Here is a 16,633-nt window from a genome sequence, read left to right as displayed (position 1 = left end):
CATGGCGAGTTCGTGTGGCTTGCGACAATGCTTGACGATCCTGGCTGTGTTCTGTATTCGTTCCGACGCCATGATCCGGACCCTGCTCATACGCTGATCGTTCCGCCGCCCGCGTGACCGCTGGCATGTCGAACGCGCGCATGGGAGCAGGCAATGGCCGCTCTGCAACAACCGGATCCCCTGCAGGGTCCCATCCCTACCAAAACAGGAATTGCGTCGAACCTGTTCAGGCCGTTCGGCACCGTGCGGTGCCAAGGCGCGCCGTCGTTCAGGACTCAGCTGGCGCGTGATCTTGCCTGCCTGCTGGACGTCGACGACGACGTCGCCGCATGGTCCTGCCTTCCTGCCGTCTTGGCGCGGGACGACCAGAGCCACGTACCCGACTTCCTGGTGCGCCGAGGCGCACGGCACGAGCTTGTCGATGCAGGAAGCGGACCCGGCTACGGATGGCTTTCTCACGAGGCGGAAGAGCGCGGCTGCGCCTATGTCGTTGTCGACTCCGCTGTCGTCCGTGAAGGATTCCGTCTCGCGAACGCGCGCGACCTTCTCCGCTATGCCCGTTGGGAATGCCCTCTCGGAGACCGCATCCGTCTGCTGGCGGGGCTCGAGGAGAACGGCACGCTTGGCGTGGCCGAGTGTCTTGGAGCGTTCAGGGAGACGCGTCCCATAACCGGGCTCGCCGCACTGGCCTTGCGTCGCTTCGTGTCGATCGACATCGACAGCGCGCCGATCGGACCGAACACATCCGTCAGGCTCTGGACAGCCTGGGGGTCATAACCCTGCAGCTTGCACGCTGCCTATTTCCGAGACGCCCCATGCAGAAAATCCTGAGCAGACGCGCCGTCTATCGGTCAGGTGCCGAGACATCGCGACGCATCCGTGCCGTCAGCATGCGCTCGATTTCCATCAGTGCCCCCGACTTGGTGCCCGGTCTCTTGCTCATGAATGACTGCAAGCGGCTGGTTCGCGCCGAGAAGCTGCTTGGCTACGCTACTGCCGTCCTGGCGCAGGTGACAATCGACGGCGTCGGCCGCTTCCCGAAAGCGCAGATCGTCTCTGCGATCAAGGCGCATGCCGAGACGTTGGGGGAGGATCCGCCGGAATACCGGACGGTCAAGAAGGGCATCGTCAAGTACCTCGACAGGCTGACGGATGATCCGTTGCGAGCGGTCGCCGAGCGGCCGCGGCCCGGCAACACCGTTCCGGCCTTCACGCACGAAATCGAACAGGCCATGCCGATTGACACCTCGGCTCAGCAACTCGCCGCTAGCGCAAGGCGGCGGTGGGCATAGATGAGGCAGGATTGAGAGCGCGACGTGATCCTATCCCAGGGAGCAGGACGCCGGGCAAATAACCTGCCTCCATGACGCGGACGAGTGGCAGGGGCGTCAAAACCGTTACGACTAAATCGGTGCGAGTCTTCTGAGGCGGCCAATATCCCTCATGCCCCCACGCGTGTAGAGTGCCATCCCACAGGATGAGGGGCTGTCCTGAAACTCCGGGCAGGGTTACAAAGCTGCCATCGGGTAGATCGCACAGGCGGGCTTGGTACCTGATTTGGCGTCCGAGCCGATCGATACGCGCCGTATGCAAGTGAGCGTCGATTTCGGACGCGCTGAGATGTGCATCGCTGGGAAGACCATGCGCTTGCCGCCAAGCTACTTTGAAAAGGTCATACCGTTTACGCTGGCACTCGGCGCAAGGGCGGTGTCCAGCCGCCATCATGGTAGCCTCATCAAGTGCGAAGAGCTCGGTGTATAGGCCGGGCGCGTTGATGGTCCGCCGGCGATCCTTGAATTCTAGGCGGCAGATGATCCAGTTCTTATGTCTATATCGTTTAGTGCCAAGTACACCCTCCCGATCGTGTAAGCAGCCGCGGTTACCCATAACGGTGCCGCGTGCGGGTACAGGCTCGAAAGTGCCAAACGGCGTCAAGCGATTGGGACGTGGCATAGTTCTTTCCGGTGCAACGGGTTGCAATTTCTTAAGTGGTCGCGGTCAGCCGCGGCGCAGAAGGCGGCTCACCGACGTTGGATGCCACACTCCACCTCGTGCGGTGCGAACCCCTCGAGCGTTGAGTGCAGCAGCAATGGCGCGTAGCGAAGTGACACCACTACTCTGAATGACATGGACGAGGGGTAAGATGTTGGTGGCGAAGGTTTCCGCCGCCTGGGCGTTTGCCGCCGCGCCGCGCCGCTGCGCTTCCTCGAGATTGGATGGGTTGCCGAGTCGCACGCCCGTCATCTTCTTCGCCTGAAGGGCGTCTTTCGTCCGCAGCGAGATCAGCGCACGCTCCTTCTGGGCCAGCGCTGCGTAGAGGTGGAGTACGAAGGGGTCCGTGTCGGCGCCGAGCTCTGCCACCAAGAAGGGCACCCGCTGCGTCATTAGTCCCGAGATGAAATGCACGTCGCGAGATAGACGATCGAGTTTGGAAACGACCACCGGCCCCTTGAGTTTCCGCGCCAGAGTAAGTGCCGCCGCCAGCACGGGGCGGCGGTCGAGCGCGTCGGCCCCTTTGCCAGTCTCGATTTCGTGGAACCACTGCACTACTTCAAGCCCTTCAGAAGTTGTGAAGCGTTGGATTGCATCGCGCTGAGCGTCGATGCCAAGCCCGGAGCGACCTTGCTTGGAAGTTGAGACCCGGATGTATGCCACTGCTCGTCGCATCTAGGGAGGCATGTTCCATTCCTAATCGAACATATAGGAATGTAACGCATGTCTAAGTGTTTGACAAATAAACATTTTCTTGTTTGCCGTTGGTCGGCGAACTTCGCAGCATCGATGGCCCTGGCGAATGGCAGAGGGGCGACGGAACACCTAGCGGTGCCACGGAAGCCGCCGGAAGTGCCTCGCTGTCAAACAACCATGTATCGACCGTCTGCATCTCGAGAGAAGAGACCGCACGATACCGCTAGGGAAAGCATCGTCTGAAGTCGGTCGCCTGTCGGCTCGTACACGCCTCTCGATGGCGATCTCCGGACCCTCATCCAGCCATCGCCCTCAAGTCCGATCCGGAGACGTTTCTTTCCGTCGCTGCCACGGACGGCTGACCAGTGGACATGCTGGCCGATCACCCAGCTCTCGACGATTTCCTTCCAGATGAAGCGCATCGGCCGGTCACCTATGGCCTCCAGCCGTCTGGCCATGAGCCCCATCGGAAGCCTGTCAGGGCGGCCTTCTACCCCGTCGGCGAGGCCGCTTGGGGGTCTTCTGCCCTCGAATGCATTGGCGACGGCCCGCACGATGGCGAATGAGCGGGCGGCGAGTGCAGGGACGCGGGTAACATCGCGGAGCTGCGCCTCGATGAGTTCGGCAATCATCGATACGGCGTCGGTCGTGCTCGCCGACGACGCGCCCGGCCATCCGATCGTGTCGCCCTCGATCTCAATCGCCAGAAGGAAGTCGCCGACGGTCGCCGAAGAAGCATAGACGAGGTCTCCCGCTGCCGCGGCTTCGTGCGCCCTCGCAATGATCTCCTCGGACGTCTTTGGCTGGTACATTGTGCCGATGCGGTCTTCGGAAAGTAGCCGCTCGAGCCAGAGAAGCATGGCCTCTGTGGCGAGCCTCTGGAGTTGTCTCGCCTGGAGGAGGCATAGCAGCATGCCTGAGATGGCAACCTGTTCGGGATCGCCGTCGTACACCGCGGGCAAATCGTGCCGGGCAAAATACCTTCTGATCGTGTCGACGGAGCTTGGCCCCTCCCGTTGCAGGAGACCGCGGACGAGGTCGATCGTGCCTTTCCTGCGCTTCGCCGCTCCCGGCGAGGCGGCGTGTCCGCCGATGTCGAAGAACAGATTCCTGAACACCTTCATCTCGATTTCCGACGGCGCGTCTACAGGGAGTTGCTGGGCGAAGGGAGCAATCTCATCTTCCGTGACAGAAGGAGCTTCGATTGCGAAGAAGCGCGCTGGCAGTAAATTGCCCACCCGTGCATTGAAATCGAGAACCGCGGGCATGGCCTCGTCTGCGATATGCCCGGAATCGGCACCAATGTAATGAAGGGACTTGATCGATGGGCCGTATTCGGTCGGAGCCATGAAGCTGGTGCGGCTCCTCCTGCACTCGTCCCATACCGGTCCACTGAATACGAAAGGCTCCCCGTCCGCTCGGCGGCCGATAGTCCGCTTCAGCGCCGACGCTCCCCTGAATGGACGGCCTGCGATCAAATGCGACCATGCGTAGAGGGCCTCATAGCGGTCAGCAAGATCTGCGATCAGCGCCGGATCGCTGTTCCCCGCCTCACGTGCGACGATGGAAGCCTTCCATGCGGCCCACGCCATGAATGTATAGGGACGGACGTGCTGCGTCACATTGTTGATGCCTGGAAGGGAGTCATCCATCAGATCGAGATTGAGCTGACGCAGGCCCACCGGATCGATGCCGCTTTCGTCGGTCCGCAGCTCGTCAACCACGCGGCACCCAGGAGCCTTCTCGAAAATCTCGTCGATTTCAGCCAGTCGCATGTCCGCGCCCTCTAGAGTGAAACATCCACAACGACCCGCCCGCATCGGATGTTGTCGCAGGTGGCGAGGCGCAACGTTCTCAGGCGTTTCTCCTGCATTCCTGGGAAGTTATGTCCGCACCTGCATGCCGGACGGGCAGCATAGTGGCGCTCCAGCCAGTATATCCGGTCGGGTCTTCCTTCGCCGGCCACATATCTGCGGAAGACCGCCACCTCCTGATCTGTTGCTCCTTCCGGCACAACGAAGGACGTAACCCTCGCTAGGAGCGTCCGCCGCAGGTCGTTGACAGTGTTCCATGTTGTGCGCGTCCTAAGAATGGAGCGCCACGCTGCGGACCACTCTTCCTGGGCAAACCCTCTGCCGAGGAGCTGCTGGTTGAGGCTTCCTGCCTTCGGCGACCTTTCACTCGCAAAACTGTCAGGCACCTCTCCGCTGATCCATGACTGCAGGAACTCATGCATTGTCACCGCTTTGTCCCGGTCGCCGATCACCAGTCGGCTGACGACGGCCGCCACGCAGTCATCGAGTCCAACCTGATCGTCCCCTAGCGGTCTCGCGCCCTTCGCAAGGGTGAGCCAGCGTTCGAGGTAGGGGGCAAGAAGCCGTTCGCCTTCCTCCGCCCTCGGAATAATCCGCACGATCATGTCGAAAAGAACGTACAGGCCGTTCCCGCGGGCTGACCCCGCGGGAACCTGCTCCAGTCTTGCGAACAACTGCGCGAAAGCTCGTTCAACGAGCTGTTTCTTAATCCTTTGGCTGGTGCCGCCCGTGTTACCTCCTTTGCCCGGTCCGTCTTTCCGCTCTCTGGAGCCTTCCCTCTTTTCCTCATCCTCGTCGTCCCCCGCATCGTCGCAACCGCCGAGAAGCGAACTGGCGAGATGCCTGACAAGCGCATCGATCAGATCGTCATGTCCGTGGGTTCCGGATCCACTGCGCCAGGTCTCGGTCATGTCGAGCGCGCTCTTCGTGCCGAAGGCCCCTTTCACGAACAGGTGCGGGTCCGGGGCGGTGGCCTTTCGCCCACCGCCTGTTCGTTCCGCAGCCTCTAAAAGCGCGGATGGTTCTCTCGCCATGAACTCGAGAATGAGCGACATGTCGCCGACGGTGCCGAACCCCGCCACCTGCCGTCCGATCGATCTCGCCAGTGGCCCTCGGCGGTTCATCGCATCGAGGAAACCGCGCAGCATAAGCCAGCCCCTGACTTCTTCGGATCCGCGGACAAAGATAACCTGCACTGATGAGCCGAAGGAAAGGGGATCCACATCGCTCGGCACAACGACCGTGAAGGACCCGCTGTCCGCGACGCACACTCGGCCGGCCGCAGCGCGGCGCGCACCAGCCGCCAGTATCGCCTCCCACTCTCCGGCAACACCGTCTGCCCCCACCATCCTGCCGGACAGGGCGCCGCCTCCATATTCCACGACGAGGGCGGCCCCGTCGCGGTTTTTCGGCTCCTTTTCGCCCGTGAGGCTCACTTCCTTGTATGCCATACACGGCGACCATCCGAAGAGTGGCGGGCGGTCGTGTATCCTCGCCACAACGGCCTCGACGTTTGCACCCCCAAGCGCCGCGATGGTGGCGTTCGCGCTGCCTCCCACGATCAGGCGCCCCTTCGAGCATTCGATGTCGAACAGCTTCGAGTGTAGCGATCTGTCATCGCTGAAGGCGTCGCATGCCACAGGCGACACTTCGAGACCGTCGGCCACGGCCGCGTCGAAGTCGAAGACCGATGGCGCAATCGTAGGCACTGCCACCGACACTCGTTCGCAACGGAGAGATTTGCATAGGAGCCGGATGCCGTGGTGCCTTGAGAAGAACGGTGACACCACGCTCACATGCACGGCACCACCAAGATCGGCAGCCATCTCCCCGATCTGCGTGGCAAGGGGTCTATCCATCGTATGAAGAAGCCGCGAACCGCCATCGCCTGCGACAGCCGCCGCCTTCCGGCCGAGCTCGATGAAGGAGCTAAGGTCAGGAGGGGTTACGCATACGAGCCGGCCGGTCGGTGCCGTCTCGCGCATTATCGCTTCGAGCATCGAGACTAGATCTGCGAAACACGCCGAGTCCCTCCCGGGCCGCAGGTATTCGAGAATCTCGTTGTTGTAGCCCCACCCCCCGAAAGTCAGGTTTCCGGAGCCGACCGTGGCACGTATCTCACCCGCCTCGTCCGCTAAGAGTGCGATCTTCGGATGGAAGATCCCATTCTGGCATCTGACGGGAACTACATCGTAGTCGCGCCCAACGCCGACCGCACCAACGTCGGCGAGCGAGGCACGGTATCCTTCGATGTCGGAGATGACGGTGAAATTGCGATAGGTCCGGTAGACCGAGGAGAGAGGTATCGCCTCGAGAAAGGACAGACTGAGCGAGTAGGTCGTAAGAAGTATCGACGACCACGGATTGCATGCTATCAGGTCGCGTGGCGAGAATGGCTGCAGGTTCGAGTCCCCCCAAAGATCCTGTTATATGTACCGAAACGCCGTAGGGACGCAATCAGTAGCTTCGGCCAAGAAGAGCGGTTATCCGCGACTGCTGGGGCATAGATTTGGCACAGGTAATAAAAACTTGGCTCGGCAATCTAGTGCCGCGGAATCAGGTCCGTTTGGCGACTGTCCGCTTCAGCCGCATATCCTCGAGAGTGGCCGGGCCGGACCCAGTCGGGGAACGGCTGAGATGGGCACCTCCTCCCGTTCCGTGGGGGTACTAGGGTCGAAACCCAATCAGGCTGTTGAAGGTCTGTAGCAAATCAGATTCCCTGCCGTCGTATTGCGACGGAGACGATGATGAGCAGGCTTTTCTGGCTGGACGACGAGGCGTGGGCGGCGATCGAACCGCACCTTCCAAGGAACCAGCCGGGCGCGCGCAGGGTCGATGATCGACGCGTCATCAGCGGCATCCTGCATGTGCTGAAGACCGGCTGCCGCTGGCAGGACTGCCCGGCCGAATACGGTCCGCCCACAACGATCTACAACCGCTTCAATCGCTGGTCTCGCAGACAGCTGTGGAGCCGCATCCTGGATGCCCTCGTTGCCCGGGGTGTGCTTGCGCTGTCGGCGTCGATCGACTCCAGCTACGTGAAGGCCCACCGCTCCGCCCATGGCGGAAAAGGGGGGCGAAAGCACAGGCCATCGGACCCTCGCGCGGCGGCCAGACCACCAAGATCCATGCGGTGACGGACCTTCTCGGCCGCCCGGCCATTCTGCGGCTGACGGCCGGCAACGTCGCCGACGTCACCATGGCCGGGCCGTTGATGGACGCGGCCGGTCGGGTGCGCTGCCTGATCGCCGACAAGGGCTACGATGCCAATGCGCTACGCAAACGCCTGCACGCGGAAGGTGCCGAGGCCATCATTCCCGGGCGCTCGAACCGGAAAGTGCCAATCGACTACGACGAAGTGCGCTACAAGGGACGCTGGCGCATCGAGGCCGCCTTCTGCAGGCTGAAGGACTTCCGCCGCATCGCTACCCGCTACGACAAGCTCGCCCGAAACTTCCTCTCGGCCGTCGCACTCGCAACCCTCGTCGCATTCTGGGTCTGAATGAGTCTCAGCCCTAGGCCGCAGCCTCATTTCCGCGTAGAAGATGCGGGTTGCGCCGAATTTGGGCGCAGCAAGGAAAAGTGGCCGGACCTTTTGCCTGTAACGTTCTGCCACTCTGCCACACAGCTTCCGTGTTGTGTCACATGGGTTAGGCATGCCAATTACCTTCCTAGCATCGGGACACGCGCATCTCGCTTCGTACGGCCCGGAAGCACTCCTGGCTGGTGGGGGCATTTGCAACCGGTTGCAATCTGGGACCTAAGGTAATTCGCAAATCGGCAGTTTTCGGCAGTGACTGCTGATTAAAGCAGTCCCCCTAAGAGGTCGTGCATCATCGCCTTCTTCATATCGTCCAAAACAACAGGGTGCTTGTACTGATGGAAAAAACCAATTGCGTTCCACATATCGAGGTCCTGCTGCCTCCAAGCCCGCAGTTCCCTCAAGATTTCGAGCGCTGCCCGGCTGTTGCCCTTCCTCTTAGCTTCTTCGTAGCTCGTTAGAAGATCCGAGCGGATCATTTCGAAATCGTGACTCGCTTCCGCGAGCTTTTCCGCAGGGCGGACCTCCTCAAAAGCTTTGAGCCGTAGCTTCTTTGCCTTTTCAAGCCAGGTGTAGATTGTACGGAAGCTTTTTCCATAATGCTCTGTAAGCTCCTTGCGGGTAGCGCCTCGCTCCAGACGCGAGAGAGCCTCTAGGCACCGCAGATCCTCCAAGCTAACGGCATCATGCTGCTTTTCAGCGTCGGATTGTGAAGCTTCCGCAGACGGTTCCCGGGGCTCTTGTGGCAACAGAGCCGGGTCGATCATGCCGTGCTGCGCAAGAAGGGCCTCGCGCTCGGTGATGGTCTCAAGCTCCATGCCGGCGTCGTCGAGACAACGGTCGGAAACGATGTGGGACAAGGAAGCGTCGCCGGCGAGTGCCTTCGCTTTCAGAACATGGGCTCGCGCCCTAATGCCATTAGCATCCAAGGCTAGATGAAATAGCCGCCCTTCATAATCACTCGCCTGGTCACAACTCAGCGCGCCCGGCTCCACACCAAACAGCTTGCGGATCATGGCCGCGTTCGCGCGAGCGTCAGGTGTGGCATGGTGGTTGAGTTGGAGTTCGGCTATGGCGGCGTCCAAATCGTCTTGGAGGCGTTGACCGGAGGACGCTGTCATGACGAGAGCACCCGGTGCACCGCGTACAGGCTAAGACCTTCGGTTTCGCTGATCTGCAGGACCCGGATCTGGAGAGGAGTGCAGACTTGGTCCAGCGTTTCGGTGAATTCTTGAAGCATCACGTTGGGACACCCTTCGAGGTTAGATTTAGAGACGCCAGCAGTACTGAGAAAAATGACAAGGTCAACCGTCGAAGTGTTTGGCAACTATTATAGAAAATGAGGTTGTAGTTGACTGTTCAACCCGCGAGATGGTAAGTATTCGGCGTCGGATTGGCCTCCGACATCGGTTACCCCTGAAGTCCCCGCACGAGTTCTGCCTATTCGCGTGCGGGGACGGGTGACCAGAAAATTGAACGGGCGCGGAATAGGCAACTCACATGACTACCTCTCAGCCATCGGCCGATGCCGAGCACGCTCTGGTCGGAAATCCGAAGAGCTGGCGCCCCATAAGCCCGTCCGCCTATCGACGCGGAAAGAAGGAGCTGGAGCGGTTCCAGCGGAGGCAGCAAACTGCTCTTGCTGAAGGTCGAACTCGCGATGCGAAGAAGATCGGCCGTCTGATTGAGAGGTCATGGGATGTTCGCCGCTATATCGCAATCGAGGAATGCCGTAGGTACAACCGGAGAGCGCTGGCTCAGCGTGGCAATGAGGATGAGCCTAAGCCACAGCCCGACTTCGTCGCGCCGGACTGGTGCAACGCGTTGCACCGGGACCAGATCGCAGCGTTCGACAGGTTGGCACAAGATCACGAGGAAGAACTCAGACGAGGGGAGATCGTAATCGAAAGGGACATCGTTCTTGTGGGAGATGGGGCTCCGGGGCGTGGGGCCATGCGGCGGAAGAAAGCGACGGATGCGCTCGCACTTGCCGAGCGCCTCAACCCCCGCAACGCTCCGTTGATTACGGTGCCGACACATCAGGAACGCCATGACAGGTACACTGTCTTTCCCGTCCCCAAAGGGAAGACCTTTCGCCCCATGCACGCGTTCGGCATGTTCGATCGCGTAAGGCAGAAGCTCCTATCGCACGCATATGGCGGCGTTCTGGCGACAAGTCAGTCGTCCTACTCCGGCAAGGGGCGAGGCGGCCATCGCGCCGCCGTCGACCGCGTGGCTGAGATCATGACGGACCCGGCTATTCGCTGCGTGGGTATCCTAGACTTGGAAAACTTCTATCCAAGCATCGAACGGGAATGGGTGAAGACCAATCTCCCCGTCCCGCCGCGCCACATTACGTCAACTGCACTATTGGAGGACCGGAATGAACCCTTCGGGGAATTGATGGCTGATCTCACAGGAATGGCTAGGACAAGAGCTAGGCTGAAAGGCGTAGGGCATGGACAACATGGCCTTAGCTACATCTACGCATACTATCTACAACTCACCTCACTTGCCGGGCTGCCGCAGGGCGCTGCCACGTCAACCGCAATAGCTAACCATGTAATCGCGACCATCCTCAAGGACGTTGAACTGCCGGCTGGCATCGATATCGTCAATGTGGCGGATGACTTCGCGGTCCTCGGTCCAAGCTATGCTGCTGTTGACGCCGCGATCGAGAACCTGCGCGAGACGTTCGCGTCTCACCCGTCTGGAAGATTTGTGATGCATAGGTCCAGTACACAGACGCTCGCGGCCGGCTTCGAATTCCTCGGGATGAAATTCAGGCGCAAGAAAGATATCGTCACCGTGGAGCCGGACGACGGATGCAAACGTCGTGGGCGACTTCGCATCTTGAATGCTGTCCTCTCGGTCGCGGAGGGCAAAACCGAAAGCTCGCACCTTCGGAAAGCTGTTGCCGCGACAACAGCGGCATTCGGCGACTGGCGGGCCAAGCACAATTGGGTTTGGCGTCTCGTGCACGATCTGACGGCCCGTTCACCTAGCTTCCAGAATGACATAGCAGATGTTCTCGGGGATCTGCGAACAGCGGCAACAGAGGAATTGACTGTTTTCTGCCAAGGCGGAGAGACTGCCGGTGTGAATCAAGTACAAAGCTAGATTGGCAAGGCGCCGACTTCTCGCATGGCTGCCTCTAGTTCGCGCCGGCGATGTGGCGGACATGGGTGCTCGCGTTTGTCTGGATGGTATCGATTGTACGCTTGGCGCGTCGTCAGCCCATAATCGGACAGGATGTGCGCTATCCAACATGGCTTCGGTGTAAATAACCGGGTCCGGCGAGTATGCTCCTGAATGTCGCGGTATGTTGCCACGTTTAGTCTCCATGGGTTTGAAGGCTTCCCATTAAGCGCAACCTCGGGACGAAAATAGTTCTAACTACGCGCTTTTTGATCCCGGGTTCACAAAACTTGCCTATGCCCCTTTAAGATGCTACACAGACGCCACACAGGGCGGACCAAAAGTCTTTGAATTAGCTTAGCTTTCCGGAAATTCAGGGGTTTCCCTCCGGGCCCACCATTGTCTAAAGTATCATTCTTGTTATCTTTTTTCCTCGTATAGACTGCGAAAGATCATCTGATCACCCGGCACTTCGCGCGGGGACGGCTCTGCATCCATGATGCTTTCGGGCAGCGGCAGTTCGATGCCATCAGACCCAATTCGTTGGGCATTCACTCGCGCGTTAACGTTAAGGCTTAGCAGCGGCAAATTGCCGTGCTATGGAGTATTAGCGGAGGGGCGATAAAGGAAGTGAACAGGCGGCCCGGTCCCGGTAGACAGCAGTCGCAGGCGCCCGAACTGGAAGCGATAGACGTCGCGCTTTCCGAAACGGTCGAGAGGCAGGTCTATCGCAGCATCCGCCAGGCCATGATGAGCGGTCGCATCGCGCCCGGCACCTCCCTGACCAGCCGATCGCTCGCCCACGTGCTCAAGGTCAGTTCCCAGCCGGTGCGCGACGCGTTGAAGCGTCTCGAAGCGGATGGGGTGCTGGAAGGCCGTCCGCAGATCGGCTTTTTCCTGCGGCGCGTAACGCAACGGGAGTATCGCGATATCATCCAGATACGTCAGCGCCTGGAGGGCCTGGCGGGGCGCGTCGCGATCGGCAGCGTGGATGCCGGCAAGATCCGCGAGCTCGAACGCATCAACGAACGATTGATCGGTCTCGACACGACCAAGGAAGCGCTCGCCGACAACCACCGCTTTCACTTCACCATCTATCGGATGGCGGACAGGCCGACGCTCCTCGCCCTGATCGAGAATCTGTGGGTTCGCATGGGGCCCGCTCTCCATTATCATCCCTCCAAGATCAACAGCGCCGACTTGATGGCGCTGCACAACGAGATCATCCGAGCGCTGAGGGACAGGGACGCCGATGCTGTCGAGGCGGCGATCGCGTCCGACCTCGGCTCGGCCGCCGATCTCATCGTTCCGCGTCTGCCGTCCGACGAGGCCTGACGGGCAGCGATCCACTGGGTTGCCGGATCGGTCCTGCAGACGAGCTCGCGATACGGCCGGAGGTACGGCTGCAGGCAGCGCGTTTCGAGACGGAGTCGCCGCCGGGCCGTCGAAATCTGCTAGGGAGGCGGGATCACGCTGATTCCCGGACGAAAGGCCCGCATTGCTCGCCGATCCCAGCCACATCCTGAAGACCGTCTACGGCTATGACGCCTTCCGAGGCCTCCAGAAGGACATCGTCGACCATGTGATCGGCGGCGAAAACGCTTTCGTGCTGATGCCGACCGGCGGCGGCAAATCCTTGTGTTATCAGATCCCGGCCATCGCGCGGCCCGGCATGGGTCTCGTGGTGTCGCCGCTCATCGCCCTGATGGCCGACCAGGTGGCGGCCCTTCGCCAGGCGGGGGTGAGGGCGGCCGCGCTCAATTCGGACCTTGCCGGCGAGGAGCGGGACAGTCTCTGGCGCGCCATTCGCCAGGGCGAGCTCGATCTGCTCTACGTCGCACCCGAAACCCTGCTCCGGTCCGACGTGCTCGACCGGCTTGCGCGGGTGAAGCTGTCGCTGATCGCCATCGACGAAGTACACTGCCTGTCGCAGTGGGGTCACGATTTCCGTCCCTCCTACCGTCAGCTCGACACACTCGTGACCCGCTTCGCCGACACGCCGCGCATGGCGCTGACGGCGACGGCCGATGCGCCCACCCGCGCGGAAATCCTGGCGCATCTCGGGATCGATCCCGGCTCGGCCTTCATCGCCGGCTTCGACCGCCCCAACATCCGTTATGCCGTCGCAGAAAAGGACAATCCGCGCGGGCAGCTCAAGCGCTTCCTTGCGAGCCATGAAGGGGAAAGCGGCATCGTCTACTGCCTCTCCAAGCGCAAGACGGAGGCGACGGCCGAATGGCTCGTTTCGCAGGGCCACGACGCGCTGCCCTACCATGGCGGCATGGACAAGGCGGCGCGCGAGGCGAACCAGGCGCGCTTCCAGCATGGCGAGGCGGTGATCATGGTGGCGACGATCGCCTTCGGCATGGGCATCGACAAGCCGGACGTGCGTTTCGTCGCCCATGTCGACCTGCCGAGCAGCATCGAGGCCTATTACCAGGAAACCGGCCGCGCCGGGCGCGACGGACTGCCCGCCGAGGCGCTGATGCTCTACGGCTCCGAGGACGTGGCGCTGCGCAGCCGCTTCATCGAGGAATCGGGCGCCTCCGAACAGCGCAAGATGACGGAGCGCCAGAAGCTCGATGCTCTGCTGGGGCTCGCCGAGGCGGCCGGTTGCCGTCGGCAGGTGCTGCTGTCCTATTTCGGCGATACCTGCGAGCCCTGCGGCAACTGCGACACCTGCGCGAAGCCGCCGAAACTGTTCGACGGCACGATCGCCGCGCAAAAGGCGCTTTCCTGCATCTATCGGACGGGCGAGCGGTTCGGGCAGGCCTACATCGCGGACGTGCTGCTGGGTGCCGGCAACAAGCGCGTGCTGGACAACGGCCACGACAAAATTTCGACGTTCGGCATCGGAACCGAGCATGACGCCCGTGCCTGGCGCGCGATCCTACGCCAGCTCGTTGCCCTGCGGCTGGTCGCGGTCGATCTCGCGGGCCATGGCGGGCTGTCGATCTCGGAGGAAGGCCGCAAATTCCTGCGCGAGAAACCGACGCTCATGTTACGGGTTCCGGCGCCGCCTCGCGCCGAGCGCGGCACCGCCTCGCGCAAGGCCGCCGCCACCGTGCTTCCCGAGCGCGACCAGGCGCTGTTCCAGGCGCTGCGGGAAAAGCGCATGGAGATCGCACGTTCGCAGAACGTGCCGCCCTACGTCATCTTCCACGACCGGACGCTGGCCGAACTCGCCGCGGCGCGACCGGCCTCGCGGGCGCAGATGGCGGAAGTGGCGGGGGTAGGGGAGGCCAAGCTGGAGCGCTACGGCCCCGCCTTCCTTTCCGTCATCGCCGGCCACGCGGACTGATCCGGCCCGCACGTCGGCCAACGCCCGGCGCCGGTCCGATCCCCGTATGCGCTGACAGACGCCGGACTGGCACCTCCACCGCTGCCTCAGAGTTCCAGTGCGTCCCTCAGGGCCAGGCCGGCGTTGCGCCGCAGGTCGAGGTCGGCCTCGATGTGGTCGATGTGGCGCAGCACCAGCGTGCGCGCCGCTTCGGCGTCGGCCTTTTCCAGCGCATCGACGATGCCGCCATGCTCCTGGTGGCCGCAGCTCGAGGCGCCGGAGCGGCCGTAAAGCGCGATCACCAGCGAGGAGCGGGCGACGAGTTCCTCCATGAAGCGGCGCAGGATCGCGTTGCCGCTCATGGTGGCCAGCAACAGGTGGAAATCGCCCGAGGCCTTGATCTCGTCGCGTCGCGCGCCCGGTCCGTGCCGATCCATGTGGTTGCGTTCCTCGCCGAGATGCCGCCTCAGCGTGGCGACGTCGACTGGGGAGATCCGCGTGCAGATCGCCGCGACGATGCCCGGCTCCACGACCCTGCGGGCCGCGAAGACCTGCCGGGCCTCGTCGGGCGAGGGGTCGGCGACGTAGGCGCCGCGATTGCGCTCGATCCGCACCAGTCCTTCGAAGGCGAGCATCTGCAGGGCCGCGCGCGCCACGGTGCGGCTGACGTCGAACAGCGCCCCGACCTCGCTCTCGGCGAGTTTCGCCCCGGGCGCCAGCCTGCGGTCGACGATCGCGTCGCGCAGCCGGTCGCGGATGGCCTGCGAGCGATCCTCCCCCGCGTCTCGGTGCCCCAGCGGGCTTGCGTCGATGATGTTCATTCCGGTCGAACTCCCGCCCTCTTCTACCGCGAATCGCGTCAGAAGGAAGAGCCGATCTTGTCGCAATCTCATGGACGGATTGTGTACAATCGATAATCTCTTTCTCGTACAAACGCCCAGAAATTGAGCAGCGTCTCGTTTCGCCCACAAGTCGCGCACTTCCGTTCGGAAGCAAAAAACCAACGCAAACAACGAAGAAGCCGCAGCCGTCCGATCTGGCACGCATGATGCATCGCAACATCGAGCCACGAGGGACGCAGCATGAGCAAGGCCGCCGCGATCGACATCGCTTCCGTCTCCAAACTCTACGGCACGACAGCCGCCGTGCGGTCGATCAACCTGAAGGTCCCCGCCGGGAGCTACTGCTGCCTGCTCGGCCCATCCGGTTGCGGCAAATCCACGACGCTGCGCATGATCGCCGGCCACGAGAGCATCACGTCGGGCGACGTGCGGCTCGGCAACACGGTCGTCACCGATCTCCCGCCGGCCCGGCGCGGCACGGCCATGATGTTCCAGTCCTACGCGCTGTTCCCGCATCTCGACGTCACCGACAACGTTGCCTTCAGCCTCAAGATGAAGGGCGTGGCGAAAGACGAGCGCCGGGCGCGCGCGGCCGAAATGCTGAAGCTCGTCCACATGGAGACCTTCGCGACGCGCAAGCCTGCGCAGCTTTCGGGCGGGCAGCAGCAACGCGTCGCACTGGCGCGGGCACTGATCACCGATCCCGAGGCGCTGCTTCTCGACGAGCCGCTGTCGGCGCTCGACCCGTTCCTCAAGATCAGGATGCGCGCCGAGCTCAAGCGCCTGCAATCCTCGCTCGGCATCACCTTCGTCCACGTGACGCACAGCCAGGAGGAGGCGATGGCGCTCGCCGACCTCGTGGTGGTGATGAACGACGGGCGCATCGAGCAGGCGGCCGAGCCGCGCACCGTCTTCGAGCGGCCCGCCACCGCCTTCGTGGCGCGCTTCATGGGCGATCACAACGTAATCGCCGGCCGCGTCGTGGAGCGGAACGCGACCGGCATCTCGATCGAGGTCGAGAGCGGCGGCCGCTTCCGCGCCGAGGGCGCCGTGCGCGAGATCGGCGAGACGGCCGACATCGCCGTGCGCACCGATCACGTCCGCATCGCGGGGGATGCGGAGCCGGGGCTCGGATTCACGGGCACGGTGACCAACGTCGAATATCGCGGCTCGTCGGTGAAGCTTACCGCGAGCGGCGCCGGCATCGAGGATTTCACGGCCATCGTCAGCGACACGGACTTCTTTGCCCGGCCGGTTGCGGTCGGGGAAACCGTGCCGCTGGCGTGGCAGGCGGAGGATGCGCTCGTCCTCGGCCGTCTGGATTCATGAG

At 62.3% G+C, this 16,633-nt stretch carries 12 protein-coding genes; 7 read left to right on the top strand and 5 right to left on the bottom strand.

Going from position 1 to position 16,633, the window contains the following annotated elements:
• Positions 1-153 precede the first annotated feature (153 nt).
• Both BSQ44_RS16980 and BSQ44_RS16975 read left to right on the top strand, forming a co-directional pair.
• On the top strand, positions 154-777 hold the full coding sequence (locus BSQ44_RS16980; protein ID WP_072606294.1) for a hypothetical protein: 624 nt from the start codon (positions 154-156) through the stop codon (positions 775-777).
• 38 nt (positions 778-815) lie between these two features.
• A complete protein-coding gene (locus tag BSQ44_RS16975) occupies positions 816-1,292 on the top strand; it encodes a hypothetical protein (protein WP_072606292.1) in 477 nt (158 codons plus the stop codon).
• A 706-nt stretch (positions 1,293-1,998) separates the two neighbouring features.
• On the opposite strand, the gene BSQ44_RS16970 is transcribed toward BSQ44_RS16975, so the two are convergent.
• The 3 genes from BSQ44_RS16970 to BSQ44_RS16960 all read right to left on the bottom strand — a co-directional run bounded on the left by BSQ44_RS16970 (position 1,999) and on the right by BSQ44_RS16960 (position 6,502).
• On the bottom strand, positions 1,999-2,655 hold the full coding sequence (locus tag BSQ44_RS16970; protein WP_378216075.1) for a recombinase family protein: 657 nt from the start codon (positions 2,653-2,655) through the stop codon (positions 1,999-2,001).
• A 200-nt stretch (positions 2,656-2,855) separates the two neighbouring features.
• On the bottom strand, positions 2,856-4,463 hold the full coding sequence (locus tag BSQ44_RS16965) for a hypothetical protein (protein ID WP_072606287.1): 1,608 nt from the start codon (positions 4,461-4,463) through the stop codon (positions 2,856-2,858).
• 11 nt (positions 4,464-4,474) lie between these two features.
• A complete protein-coding gene (locus tag BSQ44_RS16960) occupies positions 4,475-6,502 on the bottom strand; it encodes a phospholipase D-like domain-containing protein (protein WP_072606285.1) in 2,028 nt (675 codons plus the stop codon).
• A 747-nt stretch (positions 6,503-7,249) separates the two neighbouring features.
• Here BSQ44_RS16960 and BSQ44_RS26370 point away from each other — a divergent pair.
• Positions 7,250-8,004 (top strand): IS5 family transposase gene (locus tag BSQ44_RS26370; protein WP_114579985.1). Its coding sequence is split into 2 segments (ribosomal slippage): positions 7,250-7,580 and positions 7,580-8,004, totalling 756 coding nucleotides; the frame shifts between segments, so codons are not numbered across the junction.
• Positions 8,005-8,306: 302 nt separating this feature from the next.
• Here BSQ44_RS26370 and BSQ44_RS16945 read toward each other — a convergent pair.
• Positions 8,307-9,059 (bottom strand): hypothetical protein, encoded by a 753-nt coding sequence (locus BSQ44_RS16945; protein WP_157894617.1) that lies wholly within the window; start codon positions 9,057-9,059, stop codon positions 8,307-8,309.
• 484 nt (positions 9,060-9,543) lie between these two features.
• Here BSQ44_RS16945 and BSQ44_RS16940 point away from each other — a divergent pair, with 484 nt between their 5' ends.
• The 3 genes from BSQ44_RS16940 (at position 9,544) to recQ (ending at position 14,482) form a co-directional block, all read left to right on the top strand.
• Positions 9,544-11,163: an RNA-dependent RNA polymerase family protein gene (locus tag BSQ44_RS16940; RefSeq protein WP_072606279.1), complete on the top strand. Its 1,620-nt coding sequence runs from the start codon at positions 9,544-9,546 to the stop codon at positions 11,161-11,163.
• 648 nt (positions 11,164-11,811) lie between these two features.
• The gene (locus tag BSQ44_RS16930; protein WP_072606274.1) at positions 11,812-12,516 is read left to right on the top strand and encodes a GntR family transcriptional regulator; all 705 of its coding nucleotides are present in this window, start codon (positions 11,812-11,814) and stop codon (positions 12,514-12,516) included.
• A gap of 163 nt (positions 12,517-12,679) precedes the next feature.
• On the top strand, positions 12,680-14,482 hold the full coding sequence (recQ, locus tag BSQ44_RS16925; RefSeq protein ID WP_072606272.1) for a DNA helicase RecQ: 1,803 nt from the start codon (positions 12,680-12,682) through the stop codon (positions 14,480-14,482).
• An 86-nt stretch (positions 14,483-14,568) separates the two neighbouring features.
• On the opposite strand, the gene BSQ44_RS16920 is transcribed toward recQ, so the two are convergent.
• Positions 14,569-15,282: a GntR family transcriptional regulator gene (locus BSQ44_RS16920; RefSeq protein WP_072606269.1), complete on the bottom strand. Its 714-nt coding sequence runs from the start codon at positions 15,280-15,282 to the stop codon at positions 14,569-14,571.
• A gap of 261 nt (positions 15,283-15,543) precedes the next feature.
• Between BSQ44_RS16920 and BSQ44_RS16915 the strand changes: the two genes are divergently transcribed.
• On the top strand, positions 15,544-16,632 hold the full coding sequence (locus BSQ44_RS16915) for an ABC transporter ATP-binding protein (RefSeq protein WP_072606267.1): 1,089 nt from the start codon (positions 15,544-15,546) through the stop codon (positions 16,630-16,632).
• Position 16,633: the final 1 nt, after the last annotated feature.

This window comes from Aquibium oceanicum, assembly GCF_001889605.1.
Lineage (GTDB): Bacteria > Pseudomonadota > Alphaproteobacteria > Rhizobiales > Rhizobiaceae > Aquibium > Aquibium oceanicum.
This window is presented reverse-complemented; position numbering and strand designations above follow the sequence as displayed.

Excerpts from the sequence above, each read along its gene's own strand:
- BSQ44_RS16980 (WP_072606294.1), top strand. The coding sequence starts at position 154 with ATGGCCGCTCTGCAACAACCGGATCCCCTGCAGGGTCCCATCCCTACC.
- BSQ44_RS16975 (WP_072606292.1), top strand. The coding sequence starts at position 816 with ATGCAGAAAATCCTGAGCAGACGCGCCGTCTATCGGTCAGGTGCCGAG.
- BSQ44_RS16965 (WP_072606287.1), bottom strand. The coding sequence starts at position 4,463 with ATGCGACTGGCTGAAATCGACGAGATTTTCGAGAAGGCTCCTGGGTGC.
- BSQ44_RS16960 (WP_072606285.1), bottom strand. The coding sequence starts at position 6,502 with ATGCTCGAAGCGATAATGCGCGAGACGGCACCGACCGGCCGGCTCGTA.
- BSQ44_RS16945 (WP_157894617.1), bottom strand. The coding sequence starts at position 9,059 with ATGATCCGCAAGCTGTTTGGTGTGGAGCCGGGCGCGCTGAGTTGTGAC.
- BSQ44_RS16940 (WP_072606279.1), top strand. The coding sequence starts at position 9,544 with ATGACTACCTCTCAGCCATCGGCCGATGCCGAGCACGCTCTGGTCGGA.
- BSQ44_RS16920 (WP_072606269.1), bottom strand. The coding sequence starts at position 15,282 with ATGAACATCATCGACGCAAGCCCGCTGGGGCACCGAGACGCGGGGGAG.
- BSQ44_RS16915 (WP_072606267.1), top strand. The coding sequence starts at position 15,544 with ATGAGCAAGGCCGCCGCGATCGACATCGCTTCCGTCTCCAAACTCTAC.